General features: G+C 66.9%; 17 protein-coding genes. 11 read left to right on the top strand and 6 right to left on the bottom strand.

The features are described 5' to 3' along the window. Nucleotides 1-6: 6 nt before the first annotated feature. The 3 genes from BM004_RS00825 (at nucleotide 7) to BM004_RS40540 (ending at nucleotide 2352) form a co-directional block, all read left to right on the top strand. The gene (locus BM004_RS00825; protein WP_093210679.1) at nucleotides 7-978 is read left to right on the top strand and encodes an NAD(P)H-dependent flavin oxidoreductase; all 972 of its coding nucleotides are present in this window, start codon (nucleotides 7-9) and stop codon (nucleotides 976-978) included. Between the two features lie 448 nt (nucleotides 979-1426). After that, nucleotides 1427-1936, top strand: coding sequence for a DUF1993 domain-containing protein (locus tag BM004_RS00820; protein ID WP_093126362.1), 510 nt, complete (start codon nucleotides 1427-1429; stop codon nucleotides 1934-1936). Nucleotides 1937-1980: 44 nt separating this feature from the next. Next, on the top strand, nucleotides 1981-2352 hold the full coding sequence (locus BM004_RS40540; RefSeq protein ID WP_143072388.1) for a hypothetical protein: 372 nt from the start codon (nucleotides 1981-1983) through the stop codon (nucleotides 2350-2352). On the opposite strand, the gene BM004_RS00815 is transcribed toward BM004_RS40540, so the two are convergent. After that, on the bottom strand, nucleotides 2349-2831 hold the full coding sequence (locus tag BM004_RS00815) for a GreA/GreB family elongation factor (RefSeq protein WP_093210677.1): 483 nt from the start codon (nucleotides 2829-2831) through the stop codon (nucleotides 2349-2351). The genes BM004_RS40540 and BM004_RS00815 overlap by 4 nt on opposite strands. Before the next feature lie 585 nt (nucleotides 2832-3416). Here BM004_RS00815 and BM004_RS00810 point away from each other — a divergent pair. The 3 genes from BM004_RS00810 to BM004_RS00800 are packed head-to-tail and all read left to right on the top strand — an operon-like array spanning nucleotide 3417 to nucleotide 6365. After that, nucleotides 3417-3989: a TRAP transporter small permease gene (locus tag BM004_RS00810; protein WP_093210675.1), complete on the top strand. Its 573-nt coding sequence runs from the start codon at nucleotides 3417-3419 to the stop codon at nucleotides 3987-3989. Continuing rightward, nucleotides 3986-5284, top strand: a complete 1299-nt coding sequence (locus BM004_RS00805) for a TRAP transporter large permease (RefSeq protein ID WP_093210673.1) — start codon at nucleotides 3986-3988, stop codon at nucleotides 5282-5284. Before BM004_RS00810 ends, BM004_RS00805 begins: the two co-directional genes overlap by 4 nt. A gap of 43 nt (nucleotides 5285-5327) precedes the next feature. After that, on the top strand, nucleotides 5328-6365 hold the full coding sequence (locus BM004_RS00800; RefSeq protein WP_093210671.1) for a DctP family TRAP transporter solute-binding subunit: 1038 nt from the start codon (nucleotides 5328-5330) through the stop codon (nucleotides 6363-6365). A 25-nt stretch (nucleotides 6366-6390) separates the two neighbouring features. Here the strand turns inward: BM004_RS00800 and BM004_RS00795 are convergent, their stop codons facing one another. Beyond that, nucleotides 6391-7365: a GlxA family transcriptional regulator gene (locus BM004_RS00795; protein WP_093210669.1), complete on the bottom strand. Its 975-nt coding sequence runs from the start codon at nucleotides 7363-7365 to the stop codon at nucleotides 6391-6393. 117 nt (nucleotides 7366-7482) lie between these two features. On the opposite strand from BM004_RS00795, the gene BM004_RS00790 reads away from it, so the two are divergent. The 5 genes from BM004_RS00790 to BM004_RS00770 all read left to right on the top strand — a co-directional run bounded on the left by BM004_RS00790 (nucleotide 7483) and on the right by BM004_RS00770 (nucleotide 12071). Further along, complete coding sequence (locus tag BM004_RS00790; protein ID WP_093210667.1) at nucleotides 7483-7950, top strand: tautomerase family protein; 468 nt, start codon at nucleotides 7483-7485, stop codon at nucleotides 7948-7950. 18 nt (nucleotides 7951-7968) lie between these two features. After that, the gene (locus BM004_RS00785; RefSeq protein ID WP_093210665.1) at nucleotides 7969-8799 is read left to right on the top strand and encodes a dienelactone hydrolase family protein; all 831 of its coding nucleotides are present in this window, start codon (nucleotides 7969-7971) and stop codon (nucleotides 8797-8799) included. 21 nt (nucleotides 8800-8820) lie between these two features. Beyond that, nucleotides 8821-9909: a nucleoside hydrolase gene (locus BM004_RS00780; RefSeq protein ID WP_256219736.1), complete on the top strand. Its 1089-nt coding sequence runs from the start codon at nucleotides 8821-8823 to the stop codon at nucleotides 9907-9909. 165 nt (nucleotides 9910-10074) lie between these two features. Further along, complete coding sequence (locus BM004_RS00775) at nucleotides 10075-10887, top strand: class I SAM-dependent methyltransferase (RefSeq protein ID WP_093210661.1); 813 nt, start codon at nucleotides 10075-10077, stop codon at nucleotides 10885-10887. A gap of 131 nt (nucleotides 10888-11018) precedes the next feature. After that, nucleotides 11019-12071, top strand: coding sequence for an alpha/beta hydrolase family protein (locus BM004_RS00770; protein WP_093210659.1), 1053 nt, complete (start codon nucleotides 11019-11021; stop codon nucleotides 12069-12071). 86 nt (nucleotides 12072-12157) lie between these two features. On the opposite strand, the gene BM004_RS00765 is transcribed toward BM004_RS00770, so the two are convergent. From BM004_RS00765 to BM004_RS00750, 4 genes are all read right to left on the bottom strand, one after another. Further along, entirely contained in the window at nucleotides 12158-12895 is a 738-nt protein-coding gene (locus BM004_RS00765) for an amino acid ABC transporter ATP-binding protein (RefSeq protein ID WP_093126387.1), read from the bottom strand. A gap of 39 nt (nucleotides 12896-12934) precedes the next feature. After that, nucleotides 12935-13621 (bottom strand): amino acid ABC transporter permease, encoded by a 687-nt coding sequence (locus tag BM004_RS00760; RefSeq protein WP_093126390.1) that lies wholly within the window; start codon nucleotides 13619-13621, stop codon nucleotides 12935-12937. A gap of 1 nt (nucleotide 13622) precedes the next feature. Then, on the bottom strand, nucleotides 13623-14354 hold the full coding sequence (locus BM004_RS00755; protein ID WP_093126831.1) for an amino acid ABC transporter permease: 732 nt from the start codon (nucleotides 14352-14354) through the stop codon (nucleotides 13623-13625). A 93-nt stretch (nucleotides 14355-14447) separates the two neighbouring features. After that, nucleotides 14448-15347: an amino acid ABC transporter substrate-binding protein gene (locus BM004_RS00750; RefSeq protein ID WP_093126394.1), complete on the bottom strand. Its 900-nt coding sequence runs from the start codon at nucleotides 15345-15347 to the stop codon at nucleotides 14448-14450. Between the last annotated feature and the right edge of the window lie 137 nt (nucleotides 15348-15484).

The following is a 15484-nucleotide window of genomic DNA, read 5'->3' as shown; positions in this document are numbered from 1 at the left end:
CGGTCCATGAAGACCCGCATCACCGAACTGCTGGGCATTCGCTACCCGATCATCCAGGGCGGCATGCAATGGGTGGGCCGCGCCGAGCTGGCGGCGGCCGTGTCGAACGCCGGGGGCCTGGGCGTGCTCACGGCGCTGACGCAGCCCACGCCCGACGACCTGCGCCAGGAAATCGCGCGCATGCGCACGATGACCGACAAGCCCTTCGGCGTGAACCTCACGATCCTGCCGTCGGTGAAGCCGCCGCCGTACGCCGAGTACGTGCAGGCCATCATCGACAGCGGCGTGAAGATCGTGGAGACCGCGGGCAACAGCCCGAAGGACTTCATCGAAGCGCTGAAGCGCCATGACGTGAAGATCGTGCACAAGTGCACCTCGGTGCGCCATGCGCTGTCGGCGGAACGCAATGGCGTCGATGCCGTGTCGGTCGACGGCTTCGAGTGCGCCGGCCATCCGGGCGAGGACGACGTGCCCGGCCTGGTGCTGTTGCCGATTGCGGCGCGCAAGCTGCGCATTCCGATCATCGCGTCGGGCGGCATTGCCGACGGACGCGGCATGGCGGCCGCGCTGGCGTTGGGCGCCGAGGGCATCAACATGGGCACGCGCTTCTGCGTGACCCAGGAGGCGCCGATCCACGAGAACATCAAGCAGGCGCTGGTCGACGCGACCGAGCGCGACACCAAGCTGATGTTCCGCACCATGCGCAACACCGCGCGCGTGTTCCGCAACGCCATCTCCGAAGAGGTGGTGGCCACGGAGAACCGGCCCGGCGGCTGCGAGTTCGAAGAGGTGCGCCCGCTGGTGGCGGGTGCGCGTGGACGTGCCGCGCTGGAGTCTGGCGAGGTGCACAACGGCGTGGTCTCGGCCGGCCAGTGCATCGGGCTGATCGACGACATTCCGACTTGTGCGGAACTGCTCGAGCGCATGGTGCGCGAGTGCCGCGAGCACCTGGACCGGGCGCGGTCCTGGATGGACTGAGTCTTTCTGCTCGCTTCCGGGGGGCGTTCACGCCGACGGGGTACCTTGCTCCGCGAATGTCCCCCGGGGCTGCGCCCCTCCTCCTTTATTTGGCTGCGCAAGGCACCCCATCGGCCTGAGCGTTCAGCGCAGTTGCGCACTGCACCGCACGGACCATGAGTCACGCGCGCGGCGCATTGCGGAAGCTGCATTTGTTGGCGATTGCCGAGACTTCCTGCGGCATGAAGCGGCTACTGCGCCAGCGCTCTTCTCTGAAGCGGATGCCCCTTTGCGCCCGCGGCAACGTGCTGCCTCTCGTGCTGCGCGAGCGTCCTGGAGCCATGTGCGTTCGCGCGGCTTGCAAGCTGCATGCGCGATGGTTCACCCTATGCTGTTAGCCTTGCATGGTCAGCAGGTCCTCTGCCGCGCCAACTCCGGCCATCGTGCCCAATCTAAAAGTGAATTCACCATGACCAGCCCGCTGTACAACGCCTCCGTTCCCGTCATGCAGCAGATGCTGCGCGCCCTGTCCGACGTGCTCAAGAAGGCCGAAGACCACGCGACGCAAAAAAATATCGATCCAAATGCGCTGCTGCAGACGCGGTTGTTTCCCGACATGTTTCCGCTGATACGCCAGGTCCAGATCGCCGCAGACTTCTCCAAGGGCATTGCCTCCCGCCTGGCTGGCGCCGAGGTGCCGTCTTGGCCCGACACCGAGGTCAGCTTCGCCGACCTGCAAGCGCTGATCGCCAAAGCTCTGGCCCATATCGGCTCCTTCGAGGCCGGGCAATTTGATTCAAGCGAGAGCCGCGAGATCGTCTTGCGCCCCGGCACTCCCAAGGAAAAGAAGCTGACCGCCAGCGCATATCTTCTGCACTACGGCCTGCCGCAGTTTTTCTTCCACGTGACCACCGCCTATGCCCTCTTGCGCCACAACGGCATTGAGATCGGCAAGCGCGACTACATGGGTGCCTACTGACCCAGGACTCACAGGAGTTCAGCCACTCGGGCCACTGCCGCCCGATGGCAACCAGAGCCTTCGTCGCTGCGCGATTTCAGCCGACTGTGGATGGAGGCTTTGTCTGCCCTGATTTTCTTGGCGCCTGGTCAAAGCTGACCACATGTCTGCTGCGTCGGTCTGTGAATCACACAGTCGACCCGTTGCGGGCGTTCGGCGTTGGTTTTCTGATGGCGGCCATGCAGCGGTTGCGGCCGGTGATGTCGGCCTGCTGGGTTCACGGTCTTGGTCACGCAGCGGTCATTCATGCGCCAGTGTCATCTCGACCCCGTGGCCTCTTTCAGGTACTGCCGACCTTGCCAGCCAGCCGGTACGTTCGCGACGCCTGCACGTCTGCCGACCTCGGCCAATTCGGCGTGAACCTGCTTGCGGCCTAAAGAACCCGCAGCACCTCGAACTGCTGTCGGATCGGAGCGGCCTGCATCGACACCTCATCGCCCTCGCACTTGCCCAGCATTGCCCTGGCCAAAGGGGCTTCGCTGCTGATGACCTGAACAAGCCGAGCGCCGCTGACCAACTTCATGCTGCCCCCATCCGGGCCGAGAAAGAGATGTTGCTGCTTGTCGTCGGCATCGACCAGGCAGACCAGCGAGCCGAGTTGTATGCCTTTGATGGCGTCGTAGGGACGCGGGTGGAATCGGCGCCAATTGGCCATCGCCTGGCGTATGGCTTCGGCGCGCCGAGCTTGGCCGGTGGCCAGGTAGGCGGCTTCGAGTCCCAATGTGTCGTATTTATTTTCGGCGATGTTTTCTTCGTGAGTCGCCGTTTCATGGGCTGCCCGCACGGCCTGTTCGGCTTGCAGCAGGTCTTCGGCGAGCCGTTCCAGCACCTGCTGTTGAAGCAAGAATTTATCCATGGCGAAAGGTCGGCATCTCGAACAAGCGGGGGGCGGGTTTTGATTATGAAGGGCTCCAGAAGCCTTCGACGCTGCTGTTGGCTGCAGGTCAACTTCAGCCATGGGCCCATCAGCGCCGTTCGCCGCCTGGTGTCGACCGGCAGCAGACAGTCTGAAGCGAACATCGAACGCAGCCACACCAAGGTCGACCGCAGCCGACACCAGCCCTTCGGACTTCTGCTTATCCACCGCCCGTCTCTCACGAAAGCTCAGTAGCACGCCCCCGCACATCCATCTGCAATCCGCCAGAGCGGTCGACCCGCCAACCCCACAGCCGCACTCATCGTGCGCAGGGCGTCGGGTGCTCCCCGCAGCGAAATAAAGGAGGAGCCCGAAGGGCGGGGGACATTCGCGGAGGGGAGTACCCGGCGGCCTGTGCACCCGCCCTGAAAGCCGCTCAGGAAAGCCCCGCCAGCTAAGGAAACCCCCGATGCATGAGTGGTCATCGACCCCCTAGCATCGGTCACAGTTTCCCTGTCGAGGTGTACGGAACGCGTCCCGGCGTCCGCCCGGTGACATGGCGTCCTGCCTCACTGACCTTCCGCGATGACAACTCCACCCGAGTCCGGCCCCACGCTGGACGCCGCAAGCCCCCTCCCCCCCGACATTCCAGCCGCCGACGAACCCACCAAGGTTCCCCTTGCCATCGAGGACTGGCTCACCGTCCTCATCATGGGCGCGCTGGCGCTCATCACCTTCGCCAACGTGCTGGTGCGCTACTTCACCGACTCGTCCTTCGCGTGGACCGAAGAGTTCTCGGTCTTCCTCATGATCATGCTGGCCATGGTCGCGGGCTGCGGCGCGGTGGCACGCGACCGGCACATCCGCATCGAGTACTTCTCGGAGAGCGGCTCCATGGCACGGCGCAAGCGGCTCGCGCAGTTCGGCGCACTCATGATCGCCATCCTGTTCCTGCTGATCGGCACGCTCAGCCTGCGCATGGTGTGGGACGACTACCGCTTCGAGGAGACCACGCCGGGCATCGGGCTGCCGGCCTGGTGGTACTCGATCTGGCTGCCGATCGTGTCCTATGCGATTGCACTGCGCGCCGTGGGCCTCATGGTGCGCCGCGGCCGCAAGACCAACTACGCCTCGGACAGCAAAGGCGCCGCCAAGTGATCGCCACCCTGCTCTTCGTTGCCTTCGTCGCCATGATGCTGGTGGGCGTGCCCATCGGCGCCGCGCTGGGCCTGGCGGGCGCGGCCTGCATCGCGCTGGCCAACGGCGATGCCCAGTGGTTCGGCCTGCTGGCCGTGCCGCAGAACTTCTACGCCGGCCTGGGCAAGTACCCGCTGCTGGCCATTCCGATGTTCGTGCTGGTCGGCTCCATCTTCGACCGCTCGGGCGTGGCACTGCGGCTGGTGAACTTCGCCATTGCCATCGTGGGGCGCGGCCCGGGCATGCTGCCGCTGGTGACCATTGCGGTGGCGATGTTCATGGGCGGCATCTCGGGCTCGGGTCCGGCCACGGCCGCCGCGGTGGGCGGCGTGATGATCGCGGCCATGGCGCGCGCGGGCTACCCGAAGCCTTTCGCGGCCAGCGTGGTGGGCGCCGCCGCGGCAACCGACATCCTGATCCCGCCCTCGGTGGCCTTCATCGTCTACTCGGTGCTGGTGCCCAATGCTTCGGTGCCCGCGCTGTTCGCGGCCGGCATGATCCCGGGCATCCTGGCCGGCCTCGCGCTCATGGTTCCGGCCGTGTGGCTGGCGCGCAAGCACCACATGGGCACGCTCGAAGCCGCGCTGCCGCGCCCGCCGTTCTGGAGGAGCCTGCGCGAAGCCAGCTGGGGCCTGGCGGCGCCGGTGCTCATTCTGGGCGGCATGCGCCTGGGCTGGTTCACGCCCACCGAGGCGGCCGTGGTGGCGGTGTTCTACGGGCTGTTCGTGGGCATGGTGGTGCACCGCACGATCAAGGTCCGCGACCTGTTCGTGATCCTGCGCGAGTCGGGCGAGCTGTCGGCCGTGATCCTGATCGTGGTGTCGCTCGCGGGCATCTTCGCGTACTCGCTGTCGACGCTGGGCGTGATCGATCCGGTGGCCCATGCCATCGTGAACTCGGGCCTGGGCGAATACGGGGTGCTGGCGCTGCTGATCCTGCTGCTGATCACGGTCGGCATGTTCCTGGACGGCGTGTCGATCTTCCTGATCTTCGTGCCGCTGCTGTGGCCGATCGTGCAGTACTACAAGTGGGACCCGGTGTGGTTCGGCGTGATCCTCACGCTGAAGGTGGCGCTGGGCCAGTTCACGCCGCCGCTCGCGGTGAACCTCATGGTGTCGTGCCGCATCGCCGGCGTGCGCATGGAGGAGACCGTGCGCTGGGTCGGCTGGCTGCTGTTCTCGATGTTCGTGGTGATGGTGCTGGTCATCGCCTTTCCGCAACTCGCGCTGTGGCTGCCGCACAAGCTCGGCTACTGATCCGTTTCTGTCCGCTCTTCAAAAAACCACCAGGAGACCTCTCATGAAATTCCGCCGCACCCTGCTCGGCCTCGCTGCCGCAGCCACCGCCCTGGGCATGTTCTCGTCCGGCGCCATGGCACAGGCCGCCTACAAGCCCGAATACAAGATGTCGCTGGTGCTCGGCCCGCCCACGCCCTGGGGCCAGGCCGGGAAGATCTGGGCCGACATGGTGAAGGAGCGCACGCAGGGCCGCATCAACATCAAGCTGTACCCGGGCGTGTCGCTCATTCAGGGCGACCAGACGCGCGAGTTCAGCGCGCTGCGCCAGGGCGTGATCGACATGGCCGTGGGCTCGACCATCAACTGGTCGCCGCAGGTCAAGCAGCTCAACTTGTTCTCCATGCCCTTCCTGATGCCCGACTACGCGGCCATCGATGCGCTCACGCAGGGCGAGGTCGGCAAGGACATGTTCAAGACCCTCGACAAGGCCGGCGTGGTGCCGCTCGCCTGGGGCGAGAACGGCTTCCGCGAGATCACCAACTCCAAGCGGCCGATCAAGTCGCCGGCCGACGTCAAGGGCATGAAGATCCGCGTGGTCGGCTCGCCCATCTACTCCGACATGTTCACCGCGCTGGGCGCCAATCCCACGCAGATGAGCTGGGCCGATGCGCAGCCCGCGCTCGCCAGCGGCGCGGTCGACGGCCAGGAGAACCCGCTGTTCCTTTTCACGGTGCTGAAGATGCAGAACGTGGGCCAGAAGTTCGTCACCACCTGGGGCTACGTGGCCGACCCGCTGGTGTTCGTGGTGAACAAGGAAATCTGGGCCTCGTGGACGCCGGCCGACCAGGCCATCGTGCGCCAGGCCGCCGTCGACGCGGGCAAGGAAGAAATCGCCATCGCGCGCAAGGGCCTGGTGGAAGCCGACAAGCCCGTGCTCAAGGACATTGCCGGCATGGGCGTGACCGTGACCAGCCTCACGCCGGCCGAGCGCGACGCGTTCGTGAAGGCCACGCGCCCGGTGTACGACAAGTGGAAGCCGACCGTGGGCGCCGACCTGGTGGCCAAGGCCGAGCAGGCGATCGCCGCGCGCAAGAAGTAAGCGGGAACCGCGAACCGCGGGCGCCTCAGTGGCCCTGGCCCCGGTAACGGCTGGGGTTGGCGCCCGCCATCTTCTTCATCAGCCGCCGCAGCGCCGTGGCGTCCTGGTAGCCCACGGCGCCGGCCACCTGCTCGACCGTCATGCGGCTGGTTTCGAGCAGCGCGCGGGCCCGCCGCAGCCGCACGCCCTGCACCAAGGCCTGCGTGCTCTTGCCGGTGGCCTTCTCGATGTGGCGCGCGAGCGTTCGCTGCGACATGCAGAACTCGCGCGCCAGCACGCTCACCGAAGGCGCGTCCGGCAAGGCCGACTCCACCCGCGCGGTGAGCCGCGCCACCAGTTCGTTGCCGTTGGCCAGCACCTCCGTCACGATGAACGGCGACTGCGCTTGGCGCCCGTCGATCAGCAGCATGCGCGAGACCAGGTCGGTGAGCGCGCTGCCGCAGCGCTCGCGCAGCAGGTGCAGCATCAGGTCGGTCTGCGCGAACGCGGCGCCCGCCGTGACCACGGGGCCGTCGGCGCACACCATGCGGTCGGCATCGACCGTGCAGCCCGGCGCCATGCGCGCGAGCAGCGGCGCGTACCACCACGACGTGGTCGCGCGCCGGCCCTGAAGCAGCCCCGCGGCGTTCAGCAGGAACACGGCCGAGCATGAAGCCGCGACCTGCCCACCCGCCTTGGCGTGGCGCACGAGGCCCGCAATGGCCTTGGCCGCGTCGTCGGTCTCCAGGCACTGGCGGATCTCGCCGGGCGTGTTGAGGCCGAGCCCCGGCACCACCCACGTCGAGCGGTCGTCGCGCGGGCGCACCGGCAGGCGCGTGGTGTCGAGCGTCATGCCGGCCTGCAGCTTCACCGGGCCGCCCTGCACCGAGCACAGCCGCCACCGCGGCGGCGCAACGCCCGCACGCGCGGCCACGGCCCGTGCGGCGCCGAGAATGTCGAGCGTGACCGCGACGCTGGAGTTGAAGGCGCCGGGGAGCACCAGGACGGTGAAATCGTGCATGTCGATGGTTGTCCGATAACGCCCTGAAACAGTCAAATTGGACACTGTCATTCTGGCGATGCGAGCGGCCCAATACAAGCCTCTCAGTTTCCATCGGGCCGCCAAGGCCGAGCGCACATGCCCACCCTCTTCGTGAAGATTCCCCAAGGCTCGTTTCCCGGCGAGAGCCGCTCCACCCTGGTCCGCAAGCTCAACGACGCAGCGGCCGCCGCCGAGCAGATGCCCGACGATCCCCGTGCGCGCGCCATGTGCTGGGTGCTCGTCGACGAAGCCGCCGCCGGCGCATGGACCTGCGGCGGCGTGGACCTGAGCGCGCAACTGCTGCCGTGCACCGTGCTCGCGCACCTGCCCGCCGGTGTGCTCGACGATGCATCGCGCAGCCGCTTCACCGCCCATGTGCACGCCGCGTTCCAAGAGGCGCTGCCGGCGGACGACAAGCGCCGCCTCGCCACCTCGGTGGTGATGAGCGAAGTGCCCGACGGCGCCTGGGGCGTGGGCGGCGAGGTCTGGCGGCTGCCCGACTTCGCGCGCGCCGCGGGCTATGCGCATCTGCAGCATCTCGTCCACCCGGCGCCGGCGCTCTGAACGACGAAGGAGACACCCATGGCACCCACGCGTTCCCTGGACCAGGACGACCCGCTCGAGGACTTCACCCCGCGCCAGATCACCCTCGACGGCATCGGGAAGAAGGTTCATGTCACCGGCCATGGCCCCGCGGTGGTCGTGATGACCGAGATGCCCGGCATCAGCCCGCACGTCGCGCGCTTCGCCCGCTGGGTGCGCGACGCCGGCTTCACGGTCTACATGCCCTCGCTGTTCGGGCGCGACGGCGCGGTGCCCGGCGCCGAGGAAGGCACCCTGGTGTTCAGGCGCGCCTGCGTGAGCGCCGAGTTCCGCGCCTTCGCATCGAACGCGTCGAGCCCCGTGACGCGATGGCTGCGCGCGCTCGCGCGGCTCGCGCACGAGGAATGCGGCGGGCCGGGCGTGGGCGCCATCGGCATGTGCTTCACCGGCAACTTCGCGCTCTCGATGATGATGGAGCCGGCCATGCTCGCGCCGGTGGTGTGCCAGCCTTCGCTGCCGCTGGACGACCCCGCCGGCATGAACGTGGCGGCCGACGAACTGGCCGCCGTGCGCCAGCGCCTGGAGCGCGAAGACCTGACGGTGATGGCCTACCGCTTCGACGGCGACAGGTTCTGCAAGGCCGAGCGCTTCGCGGCCTTCTCGCAGGCACTGGGCGAACGCTTCGTCGCGCGCGTGCTGCCCGACAGCGCGGCCAACCCGAACACGCCGCCCTTCTTCGCGCAGGTGGTGGCCAGCCCGCACAGCGTGGTCACGGCGCACCTGATCGACGAAGCGGGGCAGCCGACGCTGGCGGCGCGCGACGAGATCCTGGCGTTCTTCGCGCGGCGGCTGGTGGGCGCACCGTTGTAAGCCCGTGCCTCACCGCCGACAATGCACCCGCGATCCGATGCCCGCGCCGCGCGATGCACTGGCTTCGCGTTCTTTTCTTCGGTTCTTCTCGTTGGACTCGCCCTCTTGACCGCCAGCTTCATTGCCTCGAAAGCCCATGCCGCCGACGCCACCGCACCCGGCGGCGGCACGGTGCACACGCTGATCATCGACACCGACCCCGGTGCCGACGACGTGATCGCGCTGCTCTTCGCCATGGCCTCGCCCGAGCAACTGAAGATCCAGGCACTGACCACCGTGGCCGGCAACGTGCCGCTGGCCAAGACCTCGCGCAATGCGCGGCTCGCGCGCGAGTGGGCCGGGCGGCCCGACATTCCGGTCTATGCCGGCGCGCCGCGGCCCCTGCTGCGCACGCCGATCCATGCGGCCGACATCCACGGCAGCGAAGGCATCACCGGCGTCAAGGTGCACGCGCCGAGCCAGCCGCTGGCGGACGGCAATGCGGTCGACTACCTGATCCGAACGCTGCGCGCGGCGCCCGAAAAAAGCGTGACGCTCGCCATGCTCGGGCCCGAGACCAACCTCGCGCTGGCGCTGACGCAGGCCCCCGACATCACGCGCGGCCTGCGCGAGCTGGTGCTCATGGGCGGCGCGCACTTCAACGGCGGCAACATCACGCCGACCGCGGAGTTCAATGTCTTCGCCGACCCGCATGCGGCCGAGATCGTGCTGAAGAGCGGCGTGCCGATCACCATGCTGCCGCTCGATCTGACGCACAAGGTGCTGACCAGCCCCGAGCGCATCGCGACGCTGCGCGGCATCGGCAACCAGGCCGGCCGGACGGTGGCCGACATCCTCGACGCCTACGTGCAGCACGACATGCAGTACTACGGCCTGACCGGCGGCCCGGTGCACGACGCCACCGTGGTCGCCTACCTGCTGCAGCCCTCGCTGTTCAAGGGCCGGAAGGTGAACGTGGAGGTCGACAGCCGCGAGGGCCTCGGCTTCGGCCAGACGGTGGTCGACTGGTACGGCGGCCTGAAGAAGCCCGCCAACGTGACCTGGATCGCCGAGGGCGACGCGCAGGGGTTCTTCGATCTGCTGACGCAGCGCATCGCCCGCCTGCTCTGAGCCGCGTCGCCTTTGGGGGGACGTTGACGGGGACGGCATGCGCGGCGCACCATCGCGTATCCGTCACCTGCGCTGCGCCAGGCGGCGGACTCGCCGGGGAGACATGGCCCGCTCTGGGAAGGGTGCGGCAGCACGCCGCCCAGCGCCTTCGAGGAGGTCTCTCTCATGGCTGAAAGCGACAAGCTGTTCTCGGGCTCGATCCCGAAGTTCTACGACACGCTGATGGTCCCGCTGATCTTCGCGGGCTATGCCACCGACATGGCGGCGCTCGTCGCGGCCTCCTCGCCCGGCTCGGTGCTGGAGACGGCGGCCGGCAGCGGCGTGGTCACGCGGGCGCTGGCGCCCCTGCTCGGCGCCAACGCGCGCTACGTGGTGAGCGACCTCAACCAGCCCATGCTCGACTATGCCGCCACCCGACTGGGGTCTGACAGCCGCATCGAATGGCGGCAGGCGGACGCGCTGCAGCTGCCATTCGAGGATGCCTCGTTCGATGTGGTCTGCTGCCAGTTCGGCGCGATGTTCTTCCCCGACCGGGTCGCCGGCTACGCCGAGGCGCGCCGGGTGCTGAGGCCCGGTGGGCGCTTCGTCTTCAGTGTCTGGGACCGCATCGAAGAGAACGCCTTCGCCGACGAGGTCACCCATGCCGTCGCCACGGTGTTTCCGCACGACCCGCCGCGGTTCCTCGCCCGCACACCGCACGGCTACCACGACATCGCGTTGATCCGCGCGGATGTGGGCCGCGCAGGGTTCGCCAGCATCGGGATCGAGACGCACGAGAAAGTGAGCCGCGCGCCCTCGGCACGTGAGGTCGCCACCGCCTATTGCCAGGGAACGCCGCTGCGCGGCGAAATCGAGGCGCGCGACGCCGGCTTGCTTCAGCTCGCCACGGACCGCGCAACGGAGGCGATCGCCGGTCGCCATGGCGAAGGCCCGGTCGCCGGCAAAATCCAGGCGCATGTGATCGTGGCGACGGGATAGCGGAGCCCGGCGCACGCGCGTCATGCGGTCATTTCGCGCCGCCTTTCGCGCACTTCATCGCATCCACATGGACCTTGCGGCGGCGCGCGGCAACCATGCGCACTCCACCGACCCCGTCCAGGAGATCCGCGATGCGCACCGTTTTCCGCCAGGTCCTGCTGCTCGCCTCGGGCTTGCTGCTGTCGTTCCAGCTCATGGCCGCCGAAGCCGGCTGGCGCTCATTGAGTCTTCCGGGCGGGGCACCGGACGCCGCGCCCACCATGGTCGCGCTCTACTACCCGACACAGGCCGCCGCCCGCGCCATTCCGATGGGACCGTTCACGGTACGCGTGGCCATCCAGGCGCCGCCCGAGGAGCGCTTCAAGGGACTGATCGTGTTGAGCCATGGCGTCGGCGGCACCGAACTGGGCCACACCAGCCTGGCCGAAGCGCTCGCGCGGAGCGGCTACCTGGTCGCGGCCATCCGCCATCCGGGGGACAACTGGCAGGACGGCGCACTGCTGCAGCAAGGCGCGGCGGCCTACTTCACGCAACGGCCGCGGCAGATCTCCCACGTGATCGACGTGCTGTTGAAAGACCCGCTGTGGAAGGACAGGATCGCCGGCGACGCACAAGGCCCTCGCATCGGCGCATTGGGTCATTCGGCCGGCGGCTACACGGTGCTGGCGCTCGCCGGCGGGCAGGTCGACCTGTCGCGCATCGCCGGCCATTGCGCGAGCGAGCGCGCCGCCGACCCGATCTTTTGCGGCGTCGGGCGCAATGCCGGCGCGCCAGCCAGCACGGCGACGGCCCCGATGTCGCCAATGCTGTTGCCTTCGCTGCGCGACCCCCGGGTCCGGGCGATCGTGGCGATGGCCCCGGCCGGCGCACCCTTCACGGCCGCTTCGCTCGCGGACATCCGCGTGCCCACGCGGATCTACGAGGCGCAGCAGGACCGCTTTCTCGTTCCGCGCTTCCATGCCGAATGGGTCGCGCAGAACATGCCCGACGCCGAACTCCAGCGGATTCCCGACGCCTGGCATTTCGCCTTCATGGACACTCCCTCCAGTGCGATCCCGACCGACGACGGGGATGTCCGGGCCGATCCGCCGGGCTTCGACCGCAAGGCGCTGCTGGTGCGGCTGGGCAGCGAGATTCCGGCGTTCTTCGACAAGGTGCTTGCGGCGGGCCCCGGCACGAAATAGATCGCGTGCACAGCGCCCGCCACCAATGAAAAAGGGGCCGCGCTCTTGAAGCGCGGCCCCTTTTGACCGAACCCGGCAGCGGCTCGTCAGTGCTGCAGGATCTTGTTCAGGAAGTCCTTGGTGCGCGGCTGGCGGTTCTCGGGATGGTTGAAGAACTCGTCCTTCGGGCAGTCTTCCAGGATCTTGCCGCCCACGTCGATGAAGATCACGCGGCTCGCCACCTTGCGGGCGAAGGCCATTTCGTGCGTGACCACCATCATGGTCATGCCTTCCTTGGCCAGGCTCACCATCACGTCGAGCACTTCGCCGACCATCTCGGGGTCGAGCGCCGAGGTGGGTTCGTCGAACAGCATCACCATCGGGTCCATCGACAGGGCACGGGCGATGGCCACGCGCTGCTGCTGGCCGCCGGACAGCTGGCCGGGGAACTTGTCCTTGTGCGCCATCAGGCCCACGCGGTCGAGCATCTTCATGCCGCGGGTCTTGGCTTCCTCGGGCGAGCGGCCCAGCACCTTGATCTGAGCGATCGTGAGGTTCTCGGTCACCGACAGGTGCGGGAACAGCTCGAAGTGCTGGAACACCATGCCGACCTTGGAGCGCAGCTTGGGCAGGTTGGTCTTGGGGTCGTGCAGCGGGATGCCATTGACGGTGATCTCGCCCTTCTGGAAGGGCTCGAGCGCGTTCACGGTCTTGATGAGGGTGGACTTGCCCGAGCCCGAAGGCCCGCACACCACCACCACGTCGCCCTTGGAGATGCTCACCGAACAATCGTTGAGCACCTGCACCGGGCCGTACCACTTCGATACGTTCTTGATTTCAATCATTTTTTCGGACATTTCTTTCTCTCCGGTTCAGCACGCGGGTCAGCGAATGATGGCGATTTTCTTGTGCAGGCGCTTCACCAGCCAGGAAAGGGCGTAGCACATGACAAAGTAGACGACGGCCGCCAGCAGGTAGGCCTCGATGGGGCGGCCGAAGTTCTTGCCGGCCGTCTCGAAGCCCTTGAGCATGTCGTAGGCGCCGATGGCGTAGACCAGCGAGGTGTCCTGGAACAGGATGATGGTCTGCGTGAGCAGCACCGGCAGCATGTTGCGGAACGCCTGCGGCAGCACCACGAGACGCATGTTCTGGCCGTAGGTCATGCCCACGGCCTGGCCGGCGTTGACCTGGCCGCGCGGGATCGACTGGATGCCCGCGCGCATGATCTCGCTGAAGTAGGCCGCCTCGAACGCGACGAAGGTGATCACGGCCGAGATTTCGGAACGGTAGTTGGAGCCCACCGAGCCGAACAGCGAATAGAACGACGCCGGCACCAGCAGGAAGAACCACAGGATCACCATCACCAGCGGGATGCTTCGCATGCCGTTGACGTACAGGGCCGCGGGCGCATCGAGCCACTTCTTGCCCGACAGGCGCATGAGCGCCAGCAGGGTGCCGAAGATCACGCCGCCGATCGTGGCCACCACCGTCAGCATGATGCTGAAGTAGAAGCCCTTGACGACGAAGTTGCTGATGACGTCCCAGTTGTAGAAGGACAGGTCCAGATTCATGTCAGTGTCCTCCGCCGCCGGCGCTGGCCGAGACGATGAAGCCCGGCACGCGGGTCTTCTTCTCGATGTAGGCCATGAGCCGGTTGATGATGAGCGCCGACACCACGTAGCACGCCGTCACCGCAAGGTAGACCTCGATGCCGCGCGAGGTTTCTTCCTGCGCCTGCATGGCGAACATGGTGAGTTCGGTGACCGACACGGCGAACGCGACGGACGAATTCTTGAAGATGTTCATCGTCTCGCTCGTGAGAGGCGGCAGGATGATGCGGTACGCCATGGGCAGGATCACGTAGCGGTAGTACTGTGGCGTGGTGAACCCCACCGCCATGCCCGCGTAGCGCTGGCCCTTGGGCAGCGCCTGGATGCCCGAGCGCACCTGCTCGGCAATGCGTGCGGAAGTGAAGAAGCCCAGCGCCAGCACCACGAGGATGAAGCTCGGCACGCCCTTCATGACGGGAATCAGCGCCGGAATCACGTGGTACCAGAGGAAGATCTGCACCAGCAGCGGGATGTTGCGGAACAGCTCCACCCAGGCGTTGCCCAGGCGCACCAGCCACGGGCTGTCGGGCAGCGTGCGGATGATGCCGACCAGCGAGCCGAGTACCAGCGCGACGATCAGCGCCAGCAATGCAACCGACACCGTCCAGCCCCAGGCCGACAGCATCCATTGCAGGTAAGTCGGGTAATCCCCCCCGGGGTCTTGCAGGAAGACCTGCCAATCCCAGTTGCCCATGTTCATTCACTCCTTCAGCACTTAGAAAACCTGTCCCTTGAAAAGAAACGCCCACCGTGAAAGGTGGGCGTCATTCACGCAGCGACGCGCCGCTTATTCCTTGGTGACGTACTCTTCAGCCGGCTTGTCGTTCGGGTTGGCCCAAGCGTTCTTGGTGGCTTCGCCCAGCGGCAGGTTGATGGTCACGCCAGCGGGCGGGATCGGCTTGAGGAACCACTTGTCGTACAGCTTGGTCAGCTCGCCCGACTTGGCCTGTGCCTTGATGCTGTCGTCCACGGCCTTCTTGAAGGCCGGGTCGTCCTTGCGGATCATGATGCCGATGGGCTCGACGGCCAGCACGTCCGACAGGATCTTGTAGTCCTTGGGCGACTTCGACTTGGCGGCCAGGGCAGCCAGGATCGAGCCGTCCATCACGAAGGCGTCGGCGCGGCCGGTTTCCAGCAGCAGGAAGCTGTCGGAGTGGTCCTTGCCGTAGACCTCCTTGAAGGTCAGGTTCTCGGCACGCTTTTGCTTGCGCACGGTCTGCAGCGGCGTGGTGCCGGTGGTGGTGGCGACCGTCTTGTCCTTCAGGTCGGCCAGCGAGTTGATGCCCGAGTTGGCCTTGACGACGATCTTGGTTTCTTCGACGTAGGTGGTCACGCCGAAAGCCACGTCCTTCTGGCGGGTGGCGTTGTTGGTGGTCGAGCCGCACTCGATGTCCACGGTGCCGTTCTGCACGAGCGGAATGCGGTTCTGCGAGGTCACGGGCTGGTACTTGACTTCGAGCTTCTTGCCGGCGGCCTTCTCGAGGTCCTTGATGATGTTGGCGCAGACGTCGTAGTGGAAGCCGGTGTACTGGCCGTTGCCCAGCGTGTAGGACAGGCCGGAGGATTCGCGCACGCCTTCAGTGATGACGCCCGAGGCCTTGATCTTGGCCAGGGTGTCATTGGCCTGAGCCATCGCGCCGCCGGCGGCCAGTGCCGCAATTGCCAATGCCAATACTTGTTTTTTCATACGTAAGACTCCTGAGGGTGACTGAAACAGATACAACTAAATTCTAGACATTCACATTTTGCGTGATACCCGGACCAACCCGGTGCATCTGCGCGCGCACTGCACCGCGACGGCGCATGAGGGCGCCAGCCTGGTGC

The sequence above is a fragment of the Variovorax sp. OK212 genome, assembly GCF_900112425.1.
In the GTDB taxonomy this organism is placed as follows: Bacteria; Pseudomonadota; Gammaproteobacteria; order Burkholderiales; family Burkholderiaceae_C; genus Variovorax.
The sequence above is the reverse complement of the archived record's forward strand: the minus strand, read 5'-3'. Positions and strand labels throughout refer to the sequence as shown.

Bases quoted from the DNA above. Each gene is read 5' to 3' on its own strand.
- BM004_RS00775 (WP_093210661.1), top strand. From the start codon at position 10,075: ATGGCTGAAAGCGACAAGCTGTTCTCGGGCTCGATCCCGAAGTTCTAC.
- BM004_RS00755 (WP_093126831.1), bottom strand. From the start codon at position 14,354: ATGGGCAACTGGGATTGGCAGGTCTTCCTGCAAGACCCCGGGGGGGAT.
- BM004_RS40540 (WP_143072388.1), top strand. From the start codon at position 1,981: ATGGCAACCAGAGCCTTCGTCGCTGCGCGATTTCAGCCGACTGTGGAT.
- BM004_RS00760 (WP_093126390.1), bottom strand. From the start codon at position 13,621: ATGAATCTGGACCTGTCCTTCTACAACTGGGACGTCATCAGCAACTTC.
- BM004_RS00750 (WP_093126394.1), bottom strand. From the start codon at position 15,347: ATGAAAAAACAAGTATTGGCATTGGCAATTGCGGCACTGGCCGCCGGC.
- BM004_RS00780 (WP_256219736.1), top strand. From the start codon at position 8,821: ATGCACCCGCGATCCGATGCCCGCGCCGCGCGATGCACTGGCTTCGCG.
- BM004_RS00825 (WP_093210679.1), top strand. From the start codon at position 7: ATGAAGACCCGCATCACCGAACTGCTGGGCATTCGCTACCCGATCATC.
- BM004_RS00785 (WP_093210665.1), top strand. From the start codon at position 7,969: ATGGCACCCACGCGTTCCCTGGACCAGGACGACCCGCTCGAGGACTTC.
- BM004_RS00820 (WP_093126362.1), top strand. From the start codon at position 1,427: ATGACCAGCCCGCTGTACAACGCCTCCGTTCCCGTCATGCAGCAGATG.
- BM004_RS00800 (WP_093210671.1), top strand. From the start codon at position 5,328: ATGAAATTCCGCCGCACCCTGCTCGGCCTCGCTGCCGCAGCCACCGCC.
- BM004_RS00770 (WP_093210659.1), top strand. From the start codon at position 11,019: ATGCGCACCGTTTTCCGCCAGGTCCTGCTGCTCGCCTCGGGCTTGCTG.
- BM004_RS00790 (WP_093210667.1), top strand. From the start codon at position 7,483: ATGCCCACCCTCTTCGTGAAGATTCCCCAAGGCTCGTTTCCCGGCGAG.
- BM004_RS00815 (WP_093210677.1), bottom strand. From the start codon at position 2,831: ATGGATAAATTCTTGCTTCAACAGCAGGTGCTGGAACGGCTCGCCGAA.
- BM004_RS00810 (WP_093210675.1), top strand. From the start codon at position 3,417: ATGACAACTCCACCCGAGTCCGGCCCCACGCTGGACGCCGCAAGCCCC.
- BM004_RS00765 (WP_093126387.1), bottom strand. From the start codon at position 12,895: ATGATTGAAATCAAGAACGTATCGAAGTGGTACGGCCCGGTGCAGGTG.
- BM004_RS00795 (WP_093210669.1), bottom strand. From the start codon at position 7,365: ATGCACGATTTCACCGTCCTGGTGCTCCCCGGCGCCTTCAACTCCAGC.